The organism is Limnohabitans sp. 2KL-1 (assembly GCF_003063435.1).
GTDB lineage: Bacteria > Pseudomonadota > Gammaproteobacteria > Burkholderiales > Burkholderiaceae_C > Limnohabitans_A.
In genome coordinates this window covers 295,486-314,259 of the sequence record NZ_NESL01000001.1, presented here as the reverse complement: position 1 = coordinate 314,259, position 18,774 = coordinate 295,486, and the positions used below count along the sequence as shown (strand labels likewise).

Here is an 18,774-nt window from a genome sequence, read left to right as displayed (position 1 = left end):
CCAGCATGGTTGGAGGTTCAAACCGTGTGGATCGTCTGCTCCAGCCACAGCTGCTGACCGCTGCCTGCGGCATACACCGCATAGCTGTGGCCTTCGCTTTGCGCCGTGCCGCTGGCCGCCCACTGCGTCGCGTCCAGCACCACGCTGTCGTCGGCATCGCCCAGCACCCGCAGCGGCTGCTGCTCGCCCAGGCTCAGCAAATCGCTCAAGCTGATCTTCAGGCTGTTGGCCCCCGTGCCGGTCAGGTCCACGCTGTGCAAAGCACCGTGCACCGACACCAGGCTCGACAGGTCCAGGTTCATCTGCTCGCCCAACAAGCTCAGATCACCCTCGGCGTTCACGCGGTACGACAGGTCGCTGTACGCAAACTCGGCATCGGCCACCAGCATCTCGCGGCCATCGGCCAGCTGCGCCGTGGTGCGGCCCGCTTCGGTCACGCCTTCGGCCGGGCTATTGGTCACGCCGTCGCTGCTCAGGTCGATGCTCGTCACGCCCACATCGGCCAAGCTGCGCACTTCGCCCGCATCGCTCACGCCGTTCTGGTTGGCGTCTTGCCACACCGCGAACTCGGCAAACTTCGCGTCGGCTGCGTCCAGCACGCCGTCGCCGTTGCTGTCAAAGCCTGCGGCCAGGCCTTGCAGGTCGGTTTGGCCGCCGTATTGCGTGAAGGCGTATTGGCTGGCATCGCGCACCACGCCGTCGCCGTTTTTGTCCCACACCAGCACGCCGTCTTGTGCGCCGGCCCAGGCGGTGTTGTCCAAATGACCGTCGCCGTTCACGTCCATCGCCACCTGGCTGTAGGCCAGGGTGCCGTCACCGTTGACGTCCAGCACGATGGGGGCCACAGAATCGTTGTTCACGACCACCACACCCGATTGCACGATCACCTGCGAATTGGTTGCTGCGTTTTGATAGACCACATAGGTGCTGGTGCCATTGCTGACGGTGCCTGCATTGACCCAAAAACCTGTGCCCCCGGCGGCGAGCGTCACGGTATCCGTTGCCGTGCCGTCCACCACCAATTGCGCATAGGCGGTGGTGTCCGTCAACGCGTTGCCACTGGTGTTGGTCCAGACGCGGCCATCGGCACTGGCGGTGCCGGTGTGGATCAGGTTGGTCGATGACATGGCGGTCACATCGGCGTTGCTCAGCGTCAGGGTTTGCGCGCCGGTGGCCGACAAATCGATTTTTTCGACGTTCTTGATCACCACATCGTCCACCGTGCTCAGGTTCAGAGCGCGCCCATCGCCGTGCAGCTTCAGGCTGTCAAAACCGGCAGCGCCGTCGATGCGCAGGATCGGCAGGCCACTGCTGAGTTCTGTCACCTCGGCATCGCTGCGCAAACCAATGGTGTTGTTGGCGGTGTTGCCGAAGCGGTCGCTCAGGTTCACGGTGATCGTCTGCTCGCTGCTCAAGCCGCTCGCACTGTCGGTCACGCGGACCGTGACATTGGCCGTGGCTTCCGAAGAATCAAACACCGCACCCGCCACCGTCTTGACAGACGGCGGGTTGGTGCCAGCGTCGATCACGAAGCGGCCGTTGCTGTCGTTGACCAAGGTGTACTGTGCCGCGCCGCTGCTGCTGGACAAGGAGGCCACGCTGACCGGAGTGGCCGCAAAGGTGTTGGCCGCCGTGGATGCGTTGACATCGAGCTGCTGACCGGTCGCACCGTCCACCACCCAGCGCCAGACACCGGCACGGTTGATGTTGCTGGAGGTCTCGGCCTGGGCCAGGGCATTGGCCACGCTGCCGCTCCAAGTGGGCACGTTGTGCGGCTGGCCTGGGAAGGTGTTGCCCGCCGACCAACCGGCCTGTGGAATATCGGGCGTATTGCCTTTGGCCCAGCTGATGTTTTCATAGACCAGTTCGATGGTCTGGTAATTCTTGCCATTGAGCTGGCTCTGAACCATCTTGATCTGGAAGGCGTTGCCCTGATTGGTACCGTCTGTCGGCGTTGTGATGGCATGGGGCGACACATCGTCGTAAGTGACCATGAAGCCCGTGGCGTCTTGGCGGTACCAGACTTTGCCAGAGCCCGTGGAGTTGCCTCCAGTACTCAGGCCCTTGCTGCTCATCAGCACATCGATGTCGACCAGGAAGGCCGCAATGACGGGGAAGTTATGTGCCCAAGCCTGGAGGTTCTCGCCAGAATAACTCGTCTGCTGCGTCCCGAAGGTCACAAAACCGTTGGAGCCCACATACACACCCGTGTAATTGACACCAAACAGGTTGATGCTGCCGCCAAACGTGGTGGCGCCAAATGACTGCAAAGAAGCCGTGTCATCACCCATGGTCAGCGCGGATCCGAAATTGCTCGTCAAGCTGTTGCCGCTGCTGGCCGTGCTCAACAAGGTGCTGCCCGAATCGAGTGCCGAGCCCAAGGATGTCGTCAAGTTGGTGACGGACAAGGTGGGGGCCTGTGGGGTGGAGCCGTCTGCATTGAGCGTCGCAAAATTCAACGTGCTGCTGTCGGCAATGCCTGCATACGCGTTGCCTGCAGTGTCTTTGACGGCAGTGGGTGCCACCTTGACGTAGTAACCCGTGCCATTGTCCAAGCTGTTGGTGGGGTCAATGGTCAATGTGGTGCCATTCCAGCCGGTGATGCGGCTGCTGCTGGCGACATCGAAACTCTCGACCAGCGTGTTGTCTGACATTTTGTAAATGCCAACGGTGCCCGTGCCTTGCAAGACTGTCTCGCTGAAAGTCAGCGTGAGGTTGGACGCCGCCGTCACGGTGGCGCTGCCATCCACAGGGGTGCTGACAGTGAGTGTTGGCGCCGTCGTGTCCACCATGCCGCTCGGCGTCGACATGTACACGCGGTCAATTGCAAAGTCTGATCCCAATGCAGAGGTGCCGCCAATATTGGTGTAAAGCGCCAACTTGTAATTGCCTGTGGAAGCCACCGTGAAGGTGTTCGAGAAGTTTTCCCAGACCCCGTCTGTCAGCAACTTCGCGCCCGTTTGAGTGCCATTGACACCACCTGTGCGGTACCAACCGGTGATGTCTTGCACGAAGGCATTGGTGGTCGCGTCGAGCAATTGCCACTTGAAGTTGGCCACATCGGTGCGGTTTGCACCCATTTGCTCGGCATCAAAAGCGAAGGTGTAAGTCGTGCCTGCCGCGTACGCATTGGCCGTGCCAAAGATGGCATTGTTGCCCGTGTAGTTGTTGATGAAGACGCCCAAACCGCCCTCTGTGTTGGCGGCAGCAAGAGGACCCGTTGTGAGGGGGGAATTGATCGCTGAATAAAACCCCGTATCGCCCACCAATGTCCAGCCCGTTTGCCCCGGCGCTTCACCACCAACAATCAGGTTGGCAGGCTCCACCAAGGGTGGCAGCGCCAAGGTGGCATTCAAACCCGCCGTACCCTTGATGGTGCTGCCGTTGAGCGACAACGCATCAGCGGACACGGTGATGCCGTTGACATCGGTGTGGCCCGGCAAAATGGTGTAACTGAATTTGAGCGATGTGGGCGTGGAGTTGACACTGTCATAAGTTGCTTGCACGGGTGTGCCACCGATGTTCAAGCTCAATTGCGGTGTGCCCGTCACGGTCACTGCTTCGCTCATGGTCAAGCTGGCCGTCACGGTGTCGCCTGCGTTGAACGTGCTGTTGACCAATCCTGCATCCCCCGAAATGGCCACATGGGTCACGGTCGGTGCGATGACGTTGATGGCAAAGCTGGTGGCTTCACCCAGGTTGTTGCTCACATCCATGGCACGCACATTGAGGGTGTGCAGGCCGGCCGACAACGGCTTGGTGCTGGGCGTGACAAATGTCCAAACGCCTGTGGTCAGGTGCGCAGATGCACTGCCCAGGTAGAAGTCACCGTCAAACACTTTGACGGTGGTGCCGGGCGTGGCTGTACCGGTCAAAGTGGGCAAGGTGTCGTTGGTGGACGCACCGCTGGTCAAGGCGGAGGTGCCGCCCACATCGTCGATCACACTGTCGATGGTGGCGGTGGGCAGCAACTTGGTGGATTTGACATCGGCTGTGATGGCGACGTTGTCAATCCAGCCGGTAGCGCCCAGTGAGTTGCTGCCATTGCCGTAGAAGAAGAACCGTGCGCCAGCCACGCCGGGTGTGGCGTTGTGACCACTGACATAAGCAGGCCAACCCCCGTCGGTATTGGGAATGATGCCGGTCCAGGTCAAGGGCGTCACACCGTCGTCCATGCTGATGGTGAGTGTGCCGTCGGTCGCCATGTTGACTGTCACATGGTCTGTGCTGCGCGCTGACAAAGATGCCAAAGAGGTGCTGCTGCTGGGCGTGACCGCCAGGTTGTTCCAAAGCACGTTGATGGCGTTTTCCTTGAACGTCACGACCAAGCCTGAATAGCCGAGACCATCACTGCTCACAGCACCGTTTGTGTACCGGAAGTCGATCTTATCGCTGGTGCTGTACACACCCGAGACGTCCAGGTCGAACTGCGCGTTGAATGCCGTGGTTTGCTGGTTGGCACCCGGCATGTTGTTGGCCGTGGTGCGGTAATACGGCAACGTATTGCCGTTCAGGATCTTGAACTCATTGTCAGCGTCGGCGGCATTCACATTCAAGATGGTGTTGGCTTGCGTGCCTACCGTGCCACCCGTGTTCGGGGTTGCCCAGCCGCCACCGTTCAACAGATCACCGGCATTGTCAAAGCTGTTGCTCCAGGTCCAGGTGCTGGTGGACGATTCAACCAGCAGGCTGACCGGGGTGCTTTCACCGATGTTGCCCTGCGCATCCACAGCACGCACGCTCAGGGTGTGCGCGCCCGGCGTCAAGGCGGTGGTCTCGAATGTCCAGGCCCCGGTTCCGTCCACGGTGGCTGTGCCCAACAGCTGGGTGCCTTCGTACACATTGACGGTGCTTCCTGCGGTGGCTGTGCCCTTGAGCAGCGGCGTGGTGTCGGCATTGCCCGTGCCAGTGGCCACCAGGGTTTCAGCGGCGGTGTTGTCATACACGCTGATGGTGCCCACGGTGGGCAGCACCACGCTGGACGCGACGGTGGCATTGATTTGAACGTTGTCAATCCAGCCCGAACTGCCGTTGCTGAGGGAATCACCATAAAACTGGAATCTGCCGCCTGCTGCGTTGTCGGTCGTCCAATTGGCGATATTGGCTGTCCAGCTCACAGGCGTCCCACCACCGGCCAAGGAGATGGTGAGTGTGCCGTTTTCAGCCATGGTCACGGTCGCTTGGTCTGTAGAACGCGCTGACAAGGATGCCAAGGTGGGGCCTGTCAACGTTTGCGTCACACCTTTGAACGTCACGGCAATACCACCTTCCCGGAAAGCAACCGTCAAATTCGATGCGTTGCCCGCCGTGACGTACCGCAATTCAAACCTGTTGGTCACGTTCGAAGTCAGGCCACTGACATCCATGTCGAATGCCACATCAAAGTTGGTGACCTTTTGTGAGGGGCCCGACACGAAACTGTTGGCACGGAAGTAAGGCAAAACACCATTGTTGATGATCTGCATCTCATTGTCGCCGTCAGAGGTGTCGGCATTGACAATCGAATTTGCAGTGGTGCCCGAGCTTGTACCTTGCCAAACACCGCCGGCCATCGGGTCGGTGCCGTCAAAGGTGTTGGCCCAGCTCATGGTGCTGGTGCTGACCACCGCTTTGGTGGCGGTGCTGCTCAGGCCAAACACGGTTTCGCTGGCCGTGATGGTGTTGCTGCCCGTGAGCAGTCCGTTGGCGCTGGTGGACACGGGCGCGGTCACGGTGTAGGTCAGGTTGTCGTTGCTGGCCCCGCTGACCACCACATGGTTGATGGCCGCCGAGTTCATGCGCTGCGCGTCGGTGGTGCTCCACATGTCGCTGAGCGAGGTGTAGATGACCGCACCGTTCAGGCTGGCGCCCAGGTTGGTCACACCGACCAGGTCGATGGCGCTCAGGTTGTAGGCAGCGCCCAGGTCAATTTGCACATAGCCGCGGCCCAAGGAACCTGAGGAGCCGTAAGACACGTTGGCCGTGGCCGTGCTGCCGTCGATCATGCCGGCGGGCAAGAAATCCCAGCCGGTGGAGTGCTGGATGGTGGCGCCCAGGGCGCGGTTGGTGGCACCGTCCATGACACGGATTTCGCTGACATCGAAGCGGCCGTTGGTCAGGTAATTGTTGGAGCCGTCATTGACCAGCGTTTTGGCCATTTCCTTGTAGACCATGATGTAGCGCACTTTGCTGCCGTCATAGCTCCAGTTGCCCGAGCCATCGGCGGTCACGCTGAGGGTCTGGCCGTCGAGTTGCAGGTTCACGGTGGCGTTGTTTTCTGCCGTGCCACTGATGACCAGGGTCTCGTTGGCATTGACCGCGTTGTTGGTGGACACCGCGTTGATGACGACCGGTTTCACGACGTACTGGCTGACCGTTTCGCTGGCCGAGGACACGGCGGAAGTGGCAGTTTGCGTGGCAGCATTGATGTCGGTGCCATCAGGTGCCCCGCCCGAGGCGTCCCAGGCGCGGAAGGTGAAGGCATCGCTGACCAAACCCGTGGTGCCAGCTTTGGGCACGTAATACAGACGGTTGTCCGCGTCGGCCAGCAGGGCACGCGCCGAACTGTCCGACATGGCCGCCAGTGCCGTCCAGGTGGCCCCATCGTCCATGCTCACATAGAGGGTGCCCAGGGCGGTGTTGATGCCGGTGATGGCGATGCCGGTTTTGGCGTTCACGTCCACATCGGAGATGCCCGCCACCAGGTCTTTGACCAAGGTGCCGACAACGCTGCCGTTGGTGGGCGCGGCGGTGCCTTGCATCAGGGCGGGCAGGGCCAGGGTCAGGCTGTTGTTGAGCACTGGCGCGTCGTTGGCGGCGGTGACGTTGATGGTGGATGTCACGGGGGCAGAGTCGAGTGCGCCGATGGGTGCGCCGTCGTTGACGACGTAGCTCACGGTGCGGGCACCCGCCGTGGGGTTTTCCGAGGTGTTGCTGTAGGACACAGCGCGCAGAGCGGCTTGCCATTGGTCCTTGGTCGCGGTGCTGCCCGCCGAGGTCAGGGTGACGGTGTCTCCCGCAATCACGGCGGCAATGTTGCCCATGGTGGCGCCGTTGGCCGTGAAGCTCAGCACGTCTTGGCCGGCCACATAGCCGCCCGAGATCTGGACGGTGGCCGAGGCCAGTGTGGAGCCGTCCACATCGGACACGGTCAGCGCGCTGCTGATGGCCGTGGCAGCGGCGTTTTCAGCGTAAGCCAGGGTCGCGCCTGCGGTCAGCACGGGGGCGTCGTTGACCGACGTCAGAACAAAGTACAGGTTGGTGTTGGTGGCCGAGTAGGCCCCTGTGGTGCCGGTCAGGGCGCTGATGTCTTTGGATTGGCCGGACGTTGCGCCGTCGGTGCCGTCCCACAAGCGCCCCGTGAACATGCCCATGGAGTTTTCTGCGTTCAGATTGCCATGGAAATACAGACGGGCCGAGCTGCCCAGCACGAAGGCGTTGGTCAGGCTGGCGGTGGCGGTGGCGGTGCTCAGGTTGAGCCAGGTCGCGCCGTCGTCCAGGCTGTACCAAGCGGTGCCTTTGCTGGTGGGCACGGGCTCCACAATGGCCACACCGACAGGCACGCTTTCCGGGTCTTTGCCAGCAAAGTAAGACACATCGGCAATGCGCAGGCCCAAGGTGGTGCCGTTGATGGGTGCAGGCTGGTCTTCCGTGCCCACAAACAGGTTGGCAAAGGTGGCGGACGCAGGCTGGTCGTTGGTTGCGGTGACCTGGATGGTTGAAGTCAGGGCCGTGCTGATGAGCGAGCCATCGTTGATTTCATAGGTGACCGTGCGGTCGCCGGTGTTCGGGTTTTCCGAGGTGTTGCGGTAAGACACGGCGCGCAAGGCCTCTTGCCATTGCGCGTGGGTGGCGGTGCTGCCTGCCGAGGTCAGCGTGACCGTGCTGCCCGACACCACGCCCGCAATATTGCCCATGGCACCGTTGGCCGTGAAGCTGAGCACGTCTTGACCGGCCACATAGCCGCCCGAGATTTTGACGGTGGCCGAGGCCAGTGTGGCGTTGTCCGCATCGCCCACGGTGATGGTGGTGTTGATGGCGCTGGCCACGTCGTTTTCGGTGTAAGCGAGTGTGCTGCCTGCGCTGAGCGTGGGCTTGTCGTTGACGGCGGCCACCAGGGCGTTGATCTTGGCCAGGCTGTCCACACCGGTGCCACTGTCTGCGGTGTTGCGCACGGCTTGCCAGACGCCGCCGATGTTTTCGGCCGTCACGCCGCTCACGCCCAAGGCGGTCAGCTGAGCCCAGAAGGCGGTCAGGCCGCTGTCATCGGGTGTGACGGCGGTGTTGGCCAAGGCGGCCACGTCCATCACCGCGTCGGTGGCGGTGGCCAGGGTTTGCAACTCGGCGGTTTCGTTCACAGCCGCAGATGCCGAGAGGCCGGTCACGTCTTGCAGCAGGCTGGTTTGTGCGCCAGCGCTGACCGGGGCCACGCCCAGGGCGGCGTAGTCTTCGGCACCCAGCGCGGCCACTTGGGTGTTGCTCAGGGCCGCGATTTGCGTGCTGTCAAGGCTGCCCATGGCGGCGCTGCCCAGGTTGGCGATGTCGGTGCCCAGCGCGGCCATGTCGGCGCTGTTCAGGCTGTCGACTTGGCTGGCGGTGATGCCGGCCACGGCGTCGCTGGTCAATGCCGCCAGGTCGGCGGTGCCCAAGGCTTCAAACTGTGCGGTGGTCAAAATGGCCATTTGCGCGCTGCTCAGGCCTGCGACCACGCCGTCGTTCAGGGCGGCAATGTCGGCGCTGTCCAAGGCGGCGATTTGTGCCGTGCTGAAAGCGGCGAGCTGAGCGCTGGTCAACGCACCCATGGCGGCTGTGCCCAGGTTGGCGATGTCGGCGCCCAGGGCTGCGATGTCGGTGCTGTCCAAGGTTTCCACTTGTGCGGTGGTCACGCCTGCGGCAGCGTCCACCGTCAAGGCGGTCAGATCGGTCGGGCTCAGTGCGGCAAAGGCGGGCACGCTCAGGGCGGCCACTTGGGCGCTGGTCAGGCCAGCGGCCACGCCTTCATTCAACGCGGCGATGTCGGCGCTGTCCAGAGCGGCGATTTGGTCGGTGCTGAAAACGGCGAGCTGGGCGCTGGTCAACGCGCCCATGGCGGCAGTGCCCAGGTTGGCGATGTCGGTGCCCAGGGCAGCGATGTCGGTGCTGTCCAAGGTTTCCACTTGTGCGGTGGTCACGCCTGCGGCAGCGTCCACTGTCAAGGCAGTCAGATCGGTCGGGCTCAGGGCGGCAAAGGCGGGCACGCTCAGGGCGGCCACTTGGGCGCTGGTCAGGCCAGCGGTCACACCTTCGTTCAGGGCGGCGATGTCGGCGCTGTCGAGGGCGGCGATTTGGTCGGTGCTGAAAACGGCGAGCTGGGCGCTGGTCAACGCGCCCATGGCGGCAGTGCCCAGGTTGGCGATGTCGGTGCCCAGGGCAGCGATGTCGGTGCTGTCCAAGGTTTGCACTTGCGCGGTGGTCACGCCTGCGGCAGCGTCCACTGTCAAGGCAGTCAGATCGGTCGGGCTCAGGGCGGCAAAGGCGGGCACGCTCAGGGCGGCCACTTGGGCACTGGTCAGGCCTGCGGCGACACCTTCGTTCAACGCGGCGATGTCGGCGCTGTCGAGGGCGGCGATTTGGTCGGTGCTGAAAACGGCGAGCTGGGCGCTGGTCAACGCACCCATGGCGGCAGTGCCCAGGTTGGCGATGTCGGTGCCCAAGGCTGCGATGTCGGTGCTGTCCAGCGTTTGCACTTGTGCGGTGGTCACGCCTGCGGCGGCGTCCACCGTCAAGGCGGTCAGGTCGGTCGGGCTCAGGGCGGCAAAGGCGGGCGCGCTCAGGGCGGCCACTTGGGCGCTGGTCAGGCCAGCGGCCACGCCTTCGTTCAACGCGGCGATGTCGGCGCTGTCCAGAGCGGCGATTTGCGCGGTGGTCAGGGCGGACAGTTGCGCACTGGTCAACGCGCCGATGGCAGCAGAGTCCATGTTGGCGATGTCGGTGCCCAGGGCTATGACGTCTGACTCGCTGAGGGTGACCACTTGTGCGGCGGTGATGCCTTGCACGGCTTCGCTGCTCAGGGCGACCAAGTCGGCCGTGTCCAGCGCTTCAAATTGCGCTGAGGTCAGGGCAGCCACTTGCACACGGGTCAATGCGCCCATGGCGGCTGGGCTCAGGTGGGCGATGTCGGTGCCCAGCGCCTCGATTTCGGACGCATTCAGGGTAACGAGTTGGTCAATGGTGATGCCCGACACGCCGTTGCTGCCCAAAGCAGCCAGATCGGCGGTGTCGAGTTGTTCAAATTGCGGCAGAGACAAAGCGGCCACTTGTTCGCTGGTCAGCGCACCCATGGCGGCTGAGCCCAGGCTGGCGATGTCGGTGCCCAGGGCAACGACTTCGGCGGCGTTCAGTGAGTCGATTTGCTCGCTGGTGATGCCTTGCACGGCGGCGCTGGTCAAGGTGCCCAGGTCTTCGCTGCTCAGGCCGGTGAAGGCAAGAGCGCTCATGGCGGTCAGGTCTTCGCTGCCCAGAGCTGCAATTTGTGTGGACTCCATGGCGGCGACTTGCGCGCTGGTCAGCGCGCCCATGGCGGCTGCGCCCAGGTTGGCGATGTCGGTGCCCAAGGCTACAACTTCGGCGGCTTCCAGCGTGGCCACTTGTGCGGCTGTGATGCCTTGCACGGCGTCGCTGGTCAGTGCGCCCAGGTCGTCGGTACCCAAAGCGGCAAAGGCGGCTGTGCTCAAGGCAGCCACTTGTGCGCTGCTCAGGCCGGTCAGGGCTTGGCTCGTCAATGCGGCCAGGTCTTCGCTGCCAAGAACGGCGATTTGCTCCAGAGTCAAGGCGGCGACTTGTTCGCTGGTGAGCGAAGCCAAGGCAGCGCTGCCCAGGTTGGCGATGTCGTTGCCCAGGGCCACAACTTCGGCAGCGTCCAGTGAGTCGATTTGCTCGCTGGTGATGCCTTGCACGGCGGCGCTGGTCAAGGTGCCCAGGTCTTCGCTGCTCAGGCCGGTGAAGGCGAGTGCGCTCATGGCGGCCAGGTCTTCGCTGCCCAGGGCGGCGATTTGTGTGGACTCCATGGCGGCGACTTGTTCGCTGGTCAGCGCACCCATGGCGGCTGCGCCCAAGTTGGCGATGTCGGTGCCCAGGGCTACAACTTCGGCGGCTTCCAGAGTGCCTACTTGTGCGGCTGTGATGCCTTGCACGGCGGCGCTGGTCAAGGTGCCCAGGTCTTCGCTGCTCAGGCCGGTGAAGGCGAGTGCGCTCATGGCGGCCAGGTCTTCACTGCCCAGAGCTGCAATTTGTGTGGACTCCATGGCGGCCACTTGCACGCTGGTCAGCGCGCCCATAGCGGCTGCGCCCAGGTTGGCGATGTCGGTGCCCAAGGCAGCGACTTCGGTGGCTTCCAGCGTGGCCACTTGTGCGGCTGTGATGCCTTGAACGGCGTCGCTGGTCAATGCGCCCAGGTCGTCGGTGCCCATCGCGGCAAAGGCGTCAGAGCTCAAAGCGGCCACTTGTGCGCTGCTCAGGCCGGTGAAGGCGATGGCGCTCATGGCGGCGAGGTCTTCGCTGCCCAGAGCGGCGATTTGCTCCAGAGTCAGGGCGGCGACTTGTTCGCTGGTGAGCGAGGCCAGGGCGGCGCTGCCCAGGTTGGCGATGTCGGTGCCCAGGGCCGCGACTTCGGCGGCGTCCAATGAGTCGATTTGCTCGCTGGTGATGCCTTGCACGGCGGCGCTGGTCAAGGTGCCCAGGTCTTCGCTGCTCAGGCCGGTGAAGGCGAGTGCGCTCATGGCGGCCAGGTCTTCGCTGCCCAGAGCGGCCACCTGGGTGGACTCCATGGCGGCGACTTGTTCGCTGGTCAGCGCGCCCATGGCGGCTGCGCCCAGGTTGGCGATGTCGGTGCCCAGGGCCGCGACTTCGGCGGCTTCAAGGGTGGCCACTTGTGCGGCTGTGATGCCTTGCACGGCGGCACTGGTCAAAGTGCCCAGGTCTTCGCTGCTCAGGCCAGTGAAGGCGAGTGCGCTCATGGCGGCCAGGTCTTCGCTGCCCAGAGCTGCAATTTGTGTGGACTCCATGGCGGCCACTTGCACGCTGGTCAGCGCACCCATAGCGGCTACGCCCAGGTTGGCGATGTCGGTGCCCAAGGCAACGACTTCGACGGCTTCCAGAGTGGCGATGTGGGCCGTGGTGATGCCTTGCACGGCGGCGCTGGTCAGTGCGCTCAGGTCGTCGGTGCCCAAAGCGGCAAAGGCGGCTGTGCTCAATGCAGCGACTTGTGCGCTGCTCAGGCCGGTCAAGGCCTGGCTCGTCAATGCGGCCAGGTCTTCGCTGCCCAAAGAAGCAATTTGCTCGGTGGTCAAGGCGGCGACTTGTTCGCTGGTGAGCGAGGCCAGGGCAGCGCTGCCCAGGTTGGCGATGTCGATGCCCAAGGCAGCCACTTCGGCGGCGTCCAGTGAGTCAATTTGCTCGCTGGTGATGCCTTGCACAGCGGCGCTGGTCAAGGTGCCCAGGTCTTCGCTTCTCAGGCCGGTGAAGGCGATGGCACTCATGGCGGCGAGGTCTTCGCTGCCCAGAGCTGCGATTTGTTCAGAAGTCATGGCCTCCACTTGCACGCTGGTCAGTGCGCCCATGGCGGCTGTGCTCAGGTTGGCGATGTCGGTGCCCAAGGCAGCGATGTCGGTGGCTTCCAAGGTCTCCACTTGTGCGGTGGTGATGCCGGCCACGGCTTCGCTGGTCAAGGTGGCCAGGTCAGCCGTGTCCAAGGCCGCAAATTGGGCAGGCTCCATGGCGGCCACTTGCGCGCTGGTCAGCGCGCCCATAGCGGCTGCGCCCAGGTTGGCGATGTCGGTGCCCAGGGCAACGACTTCGGTGGCTTCCAGCGTGGCCACTTGTGCGGCTGTGATGCCTTGAACGGCGTCGCTGGTCAATGCGCCCAGGTCGTCGGTGCCCATCGCGGCAAAGGCGTCAGAGCTCAAAGCGGCCACTTGTGCGCTGCTCAGGCCGGTGAAGGCAAGAGCGCTCATGGCGGCCAGGTCTTCGCTGCCCAGAGCGGCCACTTGGGCAGGCTCCATGGCGGCGACTTGTTCGCTGGTCAGCGCACCCATGGCGGCTGCGCCCAAGTTGGCGATGTCGGTGCCCAGGGCTACAACTTCGGCGGCTTCAAGGGTGGCCACTTGTGCGGCCGTGATGCCTTGCACGGCGGCACTGGTCAAAGTGCCCAGGTCTTCGCTGCTCAGACCGGTGAAGGCGAGTGCGCTCATGGCGGCCAGGTCTTCACTGCCCAGAGCTGCAATTTGTGTGGACTCCATGGCGGCCACTTGCACGCTGGTCAGCGCGCCCATGGCGGATGCGCCCAGGTTGGCGATGTCGGTGCCAAGGGCTACGACTTCGGTGGCGTCCAGAGTGCCTGCTTGTGCGGCCGTGATGCCTTGAACGGCGTCGCTGGTCAATGCGCCCAGGTCGTCGGTGCCCATCGCGGCAAAGGCGTCAGAGCTCAAAGCGGCCACTTGTGCGCTGCTCAGGCCGGTGAAGGCGATGGCGCTCATGGCGGCGAGGTCTTCGCTGCCCAGAGCTGCAATTTGTGTGGACTCCATGGCGGCGACTTGTTCGCTGGTGAGCGAGGCCAGGGCGGCGCTGCCCAGGTTGGCGATGTCGGTGCCCAGGGCCGCGACTTCGGCGGCGTCCAGTGAGTCGATTTGCTCGCTGGTGATGCCTTGCACGGCGGCGCTGCTCAAAGTGCCCAGGTCTTCGCTGCTCAGGCCGGTGAAGGCGATGGCACTCATGGCGGCCAGGTCTTCGCTGCCCAGGGCGGCCACTTGGGCAGGCTCCATGGCGGCGACTTGTTCGCTGGTCAGCGCGCCCATGGCGGCTGCGCCCAGGTTGGCGATGTCGGTGCCCAGGGCAACCACTTCGGCGGCTTCCAGAGTGACTACTTGTGCGGCTGTGATGCCTTGCACGGCTTCGCTGGTCAGTGCACCCAGGTCGTCGGTGCCCAATGCGCCAAAGGCGGCGGTGGTCAATGCGGCCACTTGTGCGCCGCTCAGGCCGGTCAGGGCTTGGCTGGTCAAAGCGGCCAGGTCTTCGCTGCCCAGGGCGGCGATTTGCTCGGTGGTCAGGGCAGCGACTTGTTCGCTGGTGAGCGCACCCATGGCGGCTGAGCCCAGGTTGGCGATGTCGGTGCCCAGGGCCACGACTTCGGTGTTGTTGAGGGTCGCCATGTGCGCGGCAGTGATGCCAATGACGGCTTCGCTGGTCAGGGCGATCAGGTTGTCCGTGCTCAGGCCCGAAAAGCCTGATTCGCTGAGTGCGGCGACTTGCGCACTGCTCAGGTTGGCGATGACGTTGTCGTCAAGTGCGGCCACGTCGGCGCTGTCCAATGCGGCGATTTGCTCGGGGGTCAGCGCAATGATTTGCGCCGTGCTGAGTGCGCCCATGGCGGCAGAGCCCAGGTTGGCGATGTCGGTGCCCAGGGCCTGAATTTCGGTGGCATCCAGCCCGGCGATGTGGGCCGTGGTGATGCCTTGCACGGCGTCGCTGGTCAGGCTGCCCAGGTCTGCGCTGCTCAAGCCTTCAAAGCCTTGGGGGCTCAGGGCAGCCACTTGGTGGCTGGTCATGCTGGCCACGACGGTGCTGTCGAGGGCGGCCACGTCGGTGCTGTCCAGCGCGGCCAATTGGCCGGTGGTCAGGGCTGCAAATTGTGCAATGGTCAATGCGGCCATTTGCATGGTGCTCATGGCGGCCATGGCCAGGCTGCTCAGGCTGGAGATGTCGGTGCCCAGGGCCACGATGTCTGTGGCGTCCAGAATGTTCATTTGCTCAGCGGTCAAGCCCATCACGGCGGCGGCGCTCAAACGATCCAGGTCCGATGTGCTCAGGCCGTCAATGCCTGCGGTGCTCAAGGCAGCCACCTGCGCGCTGGTCAGGCTGTCGATCACGTCGTCGCTCAGGGCGGAGATGTTTTCTCCGGTCAAGGCGACCAGTTGGGCCTCGCTCAGGGCGGCGAATTGCTCGGGCGTCATGGCCGCGAACTGCACCGAGGTCAGCGCCGCCATGGCGGCCGGGGTCAGTTGGGCGATGTCGGTGCCCAGGGCCACGATCTCGATCTCGTCCAGACCCGCCAGTTGTGCGGTGGTGATGCCCGAGACGGCTTGTCCGGTCAGCAGGCCCAGGTCTGCGCTGCTCAGGCCCGAGAAGCCTGCAGCACTCAATGCGGCCACTTGGGTTTCGGTCAGGCTTTCGATGACCTCGTCGCTCAAGGCGGCCATGTCTTCGCTGCCCAAGGCGGCCAGTTGCGCGGGCGTCAAGGCGGCGAACTGGTCGGGCGTCAAGGCCCCCATGGCGGCGCTGCTCAAATTGGCGATGTCGGTGCCCAGGGCTTCGATCTCGTTGTCGTCGAAGGTGGCGATGTGTTCGGCGGTCAGGCCCTCCACAGCGCTGCTGCCCAGGGCGGCCAGATCGACGGTGCTCAGGCCTGTGATGCCAGCGGTGCTGAGCGCGGCGATCTGCGTGGCGGTCAGGCTGTCGATCACGTCGTCGCTCAACGCGGCCACATCGTCACCCCCCAGGGCGGTGATCTGGGCAGGGGTCAAGGCGGCGAACTGCTCGGGCGTCAAGGCCCCCATGGCGGCGCTGCCGATGTGGGCGATGTCGGTGCCCAGGGCGTTGATTTCGGAGGCGTTCAGGGTGGCCACTTGTTCAGCGGTCATGCCGGCCACGGCGGCGCTGGTCAGCGCGTCCAGGTCGGCCGTGCTCAAGCCGGCAAAGGCGGCGGTGCTGAGGGCGGCCACTTGCGCCGAGGTCAGGCTGTCGATGACGTCGTCGTTCAGGGCGGCGACGTCGTCGCTGCCCAGAGCCGCCAGTTGTGCGGGGGTCAAGGCTGCGAACTGGGCAGGGGTCAGGCTGGCCATGGCGGCGCTGCCCAGGTTGGCGATGTCGGTGCCCAGGGCGGCGATTTCGCTGGGGTCCAGGCCAGGCACTTGGGCGGCGGTGATGCCCCCCACGGCGGCGTTGCTCAGGGCGCTCAGGTCGGTGGTGCTCAAACCCGAAAAACCGGCGGGGCTGAGGGCGGCCACTTGCGCTGCGGTCAGGCTGTCCACCACCGCATTGCTCAGGGCGGCCACATCTTCGCTGCCCAGGGCAGCCAGTTGGGCGGGCGTCAGGACGGCAAATTGGGCCGGCGACAAGGCCCCCATGCCGGCGCTGCTCAGGTTGGCAATCGAGGTGCCCAGGGCGGCGATTTGTGCCGCTGTCAGGGCGGCCACGGTGTCTGCACCGAGCATGCTCAGGTCAGACGCGTCCAGACCCGTCACGGCTTCTGACGACAAGGCAGCGATTTGCCCACCGGTCATGCTGGCGATGACGGCGTCGCTCAGGGCGGCGACGTCGGCACTGCTGAGCGCGGCCAGTTGCGCGGGGGTCAGCGCGGCAAATTGCTCGGGGCTCAGCGCACCCATGGCGGTTGCGCCGAGGTTGGCCAAGGCGGTGCCCAGGGCGGCGATTTCGCTGGCGTTCAGGGTTGGCACTTGGGCGGCGGTGATGCCCCCCACGGCGGCGCTGGACAACGAGGCCAGGTCGGTCACGCTCAAGCCGGAGAAGCCTGCGGGGCTCATGGCTGCGATTTGGGCGGCCGTCAATGAGGCCACCACGTCATCCGTCAAACGGGACACTTGCAGCGGCGTCAGGGCGTAGAGCTGTTCAGCACTCATCGCGGCCAAGTCGGCGCTGGTGATGATGGGCGCGGCCATTTCGCTGAGCAAGTTGAACACTTCGCCGTTCAATGCGGCCAGTTGTTCTGCGCTCAGGCCGTTGATGGTTGCAGCCTTCAGGCCAGTCACGTTGCCCAGCGTGAGCGCGGCCAGTTGTTCGGGGCTCAGCGCGGCAAATGCGGCGGGGCTCAAAGCGCCGATTTCCTGGGCCGACATGCCGGCGATGGCTTGCGGCGTCAAACCGCTGACTTGCGATGGCTGCAGGGTGGCTACCGATTCGGGGGTGATGCTGTTGGCATTGGTCACCAGGGGCTTGAGTGCCATGGTGGTGGTCGCGGTCTGGCCCATGCCGTCGGTGGTTTGCACACTCAGCGGCACGTTGAACTGGCTTTGCGCTTGCGTGGTGGTCAGGCTGAAGCGGCCTTGGGCATCCACCAACACTTGCTGGCTGCCCGCTGCCGTGGTGACGGTGATGGTGCTGCCGGGCATGGCGGTGCCGGCAATGACCAGGTGGCCGTTTTCGTCCAGGTGTTGGCTGCTGATGAGGACTTCACCCAGCAACTGGCGGTTGGCGTCCGTGTTGACCGCAAACACCGCGCCCGACACATTGTCTTGCACGGCTTTCAGGGCTTCTTGACGGCCTTGTTCGAGCAGGGCCTGGCTGTCGGTGCTGCTGGGTTGGCCCAGGGCTTCGATCAGTTGCTTCAAGCTGGCATCGATGTTGCCGTTGTTGGCTTTGTCCAGACCCGAGAGTTTGGTCAGCAAGAGGCCGTATTTTTCAGCGCTGTTCAGGCCGTCACCGGCTTTGAAGTCGCTGCTGATGGTGGTGGTGACATCGCCAGTGATGTCCAGGTTTTCCACGCCCAGGGCTTTGGCCACTTGGGTGTTGCTTTGCGTGACAACGTTGCCCGCAGGGGCTTTGTCTTCGGTGACACCGGCTTGGCGCACGGCCAGTTCGGTGACGGGTGTGATGTTGACGGTCAGCACGCGGACGCCGCCATCGCTGATGACGTTGCTGCCCTCACTTTGCACGGCCATGGCGCGCAAACTGGTGTCCATCGATTTGTTGGCGGCAGTGACTTCGTCCAGGAAGTTGGTTTCGTTGGCGTTGTTGTCCACCGCCACCACGAGCACGGCCCCTTTGTAGTCGGCACGGCCTGCGGCGGTGATGCGCCATTGGCCTTTCTCGTCCACCTCGGTTTTGCCCAGCAGTTGGCCTTGTTCGTCGTAGGCGTACACGGTGATGCCCGCGTGGACCGGGCCGGCATTGACCTGGCCTTTGATCATGAGGTCGGTGGCACCCGCGTCTTTTTTGCCACTGGCGGCCGCTGCGCCTGCACCCAATGCACCCAACAGCGCTGCGGTGCCCCCATAATTTCCGCCCGCACTGCCCACCGCAGCGGGCGCACTGACCGCTTGAGTGCCCAGCGCAGCCGCCACGGCGGTGGTGTCAGCCTGCAAGCCCGACACCGAACCCGAAGGCGTGACGTATTCATACAGTGCGCCGTTCTCGGCTTGACCCACCACGGCATTGACACCATCAGGGTAGACGCTGTAATAGTCTTCAATCACCAGGCTGGCGGTGTCTTCGTTGTCCAGCACGATGTGCAGGCTCTTGCCGACGCGCTTGAATTTGGCACCGTCAATGGCCCCTTTTTTGGCTTTTGCCAAGTCTTCCAATTCGTAGCGTGCGCCGTGTTCAGCTTTCAGAACGACAGGCTGGCCTTTGCCAAAAGCTTTGACAATGGTTTCAGTTTTGTTGCTTTTGGTGACGATCACTTGGGTTTTGCTCATGGTGGTGCTCTGGATATGTGTGTGGCTGGGTTCGCCTGCGGCGAATGAGGTGGGTTGTGCGTTCTTAGGGCGTGGCGGTCAGATCAGCTGCCGTGCGGCTTGGCTCATCAAGACGGTTTCGGCAGTGCCATGGCTTGTGCCATGACCGCGTCTGCGGGCCCCTGTTAATGCCGAGGGTTTGCATGCTTGGGCTTGTGTTGCCACATGCAAGCATTGAGTTATGTCGAGTTTGATAATTACCGAATACTTTTGCCCGTTCATGCAAACGTCCTCCCGAAAAAGTAATAGATGTCGCTTTTGATGGCTTGTTTAAATTTTTCGTTATTCTAAT

General features: G+C 63.6%; 1 protein-coding gene. It reads right to left on the bottom strand.

Annotated elements, in window-relative coordinates; all coding sequences use genetic code 11:
- Positions 1-17: 17 nt before the first annotated feature.
- Complete coding sequence (locus tag B9Z47_RS01380) at positions 18-18,443, bottom strand: S-layer family protein (protein WP_108329471.1); 18,426 nt, start codon at positions 18,441-18,443, stop codon at positions 18-20.
- Between the last annotated feature and the right edge of the window lie 331 nt (positions 18,444-18,774).